Annotated in this window: 3 protein-coding genes and 1 pseudogene; 3 read left to right on the top strand and 1 reads right to left on the bottom strand. The window is 74.2% G+C overall.

Features of this window, described 5'->3' with window-relative positions:
- The coding region (locus AB0J68_RS30085; RefSeq protein WP_363942011.1) for an MFS transporter at nucleotides 1-1,227 on the top strand (1,227 nt) is incomplete at its 5' end.
- Here the strand turns inward: AB0J68_RS30085 and AB0J68_RS30080 are convergent.
- Entirely contained in the window at nucleotides 1,211-1,780 is a 570-nt protein-coding gene (locus tag AB0J68_RS30080) for a DUF4037 domain-containing protein (protein WP_363942008.1), read from the bottom strand. The two genes, AB0J68_RS30085 and AB0J68_RS30080, sit on opposite strands and share 17 nt — an antisense overlap.
- A 423-nt stretch (nucleotides 1,781-2,203) precedes the next feature.
- Between AB0J68_RS30080 and AB0J68_RS30075 the strand changes: the two genes are divergently transcribed.
- Both AB0J68_RS30075 and AB0J68_RS30070 read left to right on the top strand, forming a co-directional pair.
- Nucleotides 2,204-2,431: a hypothetical protein gene (locus tag AB0J68_RS30075; protein WP_355068830.1), complete on the top strand. Its 228-nt coding sequence runs from the start codon at nucleotides 2,204-2,206 to the stop codon at nucleotides 2,429-2,431.
- Between the two features lie 59 nt (nucleotides 2,432-2,490).
- Nucleotides 2,491-2,946 (top strand): annotated as a pseudogene (locus tag AB0J68_RS30070) (flap endonuclease); the annotation flags it as partial.
- Nucleotides 2,947-3,027: the final 81 nt, after the last annotated feature.

Below are 3,027 nucleotides of genomic sequence, written 5' to 3'. Positions count from 1 at the left end.
ACCGCCGGCACGACCAGTCTGGGCGGGTCGGCGGTCGGCGCGGTGGCCCTGCCGCTGACCGCGCTCACCGTCCTGGACGCCTCCGCGTGGCAGATGGGTCTGATCGCCGCGGCCAGCTACGTCGCCTGGATCGTGATCGGCCTGCCCGCCGGTGTGATCGTGCAGCGCCTGCCGCTGCGCGGCACCCAGGTCGGCGCGGACCTGGCCCGCGCCCTCGCCGTCGCGTCGATCCCGCTGGCCTGGTGGTGGGGGCAGCTCACCGTGACCCACCTGGTGGTCACCGCGCTCGTCGTCAGCTTCGCCAACGTGGTGTTCGACGTGGCCAACTCGACCTTCCTGCCCAGCATCGTCGAGCGCGAGCAGTTGCAGTCGCGCAACAGCCTCACCTCGGCCACCCACGCCGCGACCCTGCTCAGCGGCCCATCACTCGGTGGGCTCGCCGTGCAGGCGCTCGGCGCGGTGCCCACCCTGCTCGTCGACTCGGCCAGCTACCTCGTCTCGGCGGCTCTGCTGCGTACCCTGCCCGCGCGCCGCGTCGACGCACCCGAGCAGTGGCCGCCGGTCGGTGAGCTGATCCGCGAGGGCTGGCGCTACGTCGCGTACCACCCGGTCATGGGCCCGTGCATGTGGGCCGCGACGGCCATGAACTTCGTCTGCGGCGCGCAGTTCGCGCTGCACCCGCTCTACCTGGTCCGCGACCTGCACGCGCCGGCCGGCCTGGTCGGCGTCCTGCTCGCCGTCGAGGGTGTCGGCGCGCTGGTCGGGGCTGCCCTCACCACGTGGATCACCACCCGGCTCGGCAGCGCCCGCGCGCTGGTCGCCGCCGGGTTCACGACGGTCGCCGGAGCGTTCCTGATCCCCGGGGGCACCGGTTGGCCGGCTTACGTCGCCTTCGCCGCCGGCAGCATCGTCTTCTCTCTCGGCACGGTCGTGCTCAGCGTGACCACCCGGACGTACCGGCAGATCGCCAGCCCACCCGATCTCCTCTCCCGGGTGATGGCGACCGTGCGGTTCGTCTCCTGGGGCGCCATCCCGGTCGGCGGGCTGATCGCCGGCGGGCTCGCCGGCCCGCTCGGCGCCCGCGCCACCCTGTTCGTCTTCGCGGCGACCCTGATCTGCGCGCCCCTGGTGCTGCTGCTCTCCCCCGTCCGACGCCTGCGCGACCTCACCGACCACGACCGCGACCGCGACCAGGGCCGGCGTCCGGCCGTCACCATTGGTCGGTGACCGCCGCACCCGACCACCGGCCGTCGGCCACCCGGCGAGCCCGGGTCGCGTCGCTGAGCACATCGACGCTGTGCACGTACTGGTCGACCGCGCCCAGCAGCGGTCGGTCGCGCAGCGTCGGGTCGGTCACCGCTGCGCGTAGTGCGGCGGCGACGCGCTCGGCACGCAGCACCAGGAATGGCCGGCGGTGAAACGGCCCGGCCCGGGCGCGTACCGGTGCCGCCAGACCGGTCTCGTCGGTCCACCGGGCCATGGTCTCCAGCGCCTCGACGAGACAGGCCTGGCGCCGGGTCCAGTCGCCCGGGCCGGTCGCCTCGGCCAGCGCCGCGACCGCCGGGGCCGCGCCGGGCAGCCTGCCGAAGGCCGTGCCGAGCCATTTGTCGTACGGCGGCCAGCGTCGACGCAGCAGCAGACCGAGCCGGAGCACGTCACGGGCAATGCCCCCGGTGACGACCCGGCAGCCCACCTCGTCGCCGACTTCCGCGCACCGGCCGGGCAGGTGCTCAGCCTGCGCGATCCGCGTCCACACCGCGGCCAGGACGTACCGCCACACGTCCGGCGGATACCACCGCAGCGCCGCCCGTCGAGCCAGCCGAGGAACTCCGTCGGCAGGTCGGCGTCCAGCACGGCGCGCATCCGCGGGATCGCGGCGACGTCGGCCAGCCCGACGAACACCTGCACGCGCGGGCCCCAGTCGTGGTCGGTGGACCGGGCCGTGTCCAGGCCGAGCACCTCAGAGCCACCGTCGAGCAGCCCCGCCGCGTACCGCAGGTCGGGGAGACGACCGCGCAGAATCGGCGCGACCACCTCGTCGTGGTACCGGCGGGCCAGCACCAGGCCGGGAAGAAACGCCACACCGGCAGTCTGCGCCGTTCCAGGGCCTGCCCGCACTGTGGTTTTCCGGGTAGGACCGGGGCGGGGGCCATAGCCTGGGATCGGGACGCCCGCATGGGTGGCACCGACCGGGAGGGCCGACGTGGCAGCGAACGACGCGAACCGGGCGGCGACCCGCCGTCGCTGGCAACTGTGGGCCGGGGTCCTCGCGCTCGTCGGCCTGGTCCTGCTGGTCATCGGGCTCACCGTGGCCGACGGCGTCGCCGCCTGGGTCGAGGTGCTGGTCGCGATCCTGCTGCTGGTGACCAGCTACGTCGTGCAGCACCTCGCCCGCCGCGACACCGTCTACCGGCACGACGAGCAGCGCTGACGCCGCCGGGCGGCCGGGCGTACCGCTGATCGTCGCAGGGCTGTGCCAGGCTGTCGGGCGTGGCACACCGATCCCCGATCCTGCTGATCGACGCACCCAGCCTCTACTTCCGGGCCTACTTCGGCATCCCGGAGTCCGCCGCGCGCGCCGAGGACGGCACGCCCGTCAACGCGGTGCGCGGCTTCCTCGACATGCTCGCCACGCTCATCCGGGGTCGGGGCGCCGACCGGATGGTGTGCGCTCTGGACTACGACTGGCGGCCGGCGTGGCGGGTCGAGCTGCTGCCGTCGTACAAGGCGCACCGGGTGGCCCCGCAGGGCGGTGAGGTCGTGCCTGACACGCTCTCCCCGCAGGTGCCGATGATCCTGGAGGTCCTCGACGCGGTCGGCATCACCGCCGTCGGCGCGACCGGTTACGAGGCCGACGACGTGCTCGGCACGCTGTCGGTGACCCAGCCGGGCCCGGTCGAGGTGGTCTCCGGCGACCGGGACCTGTTCCAGCTCATCGACGACTCCCGGGCGCGCACCGCCGCGTCGTCGCAGTCGTCGAGCTTGGCCACGCCGCGCCCGACGTAGAGCAGCCGCACGTCCCGGGAG

It is taken from the genome of Micromonospora sp. NPDC049580, from assembly GCF_040675595.1.
GTDB lineage: Bacteria > Actinomycetota > Actinomycetes > Mycobacteriales > Micromonosporaceae > Micromonospora.
This window is presented reverse-complemented; position numbering and strand designations above follow the sequence as displayed.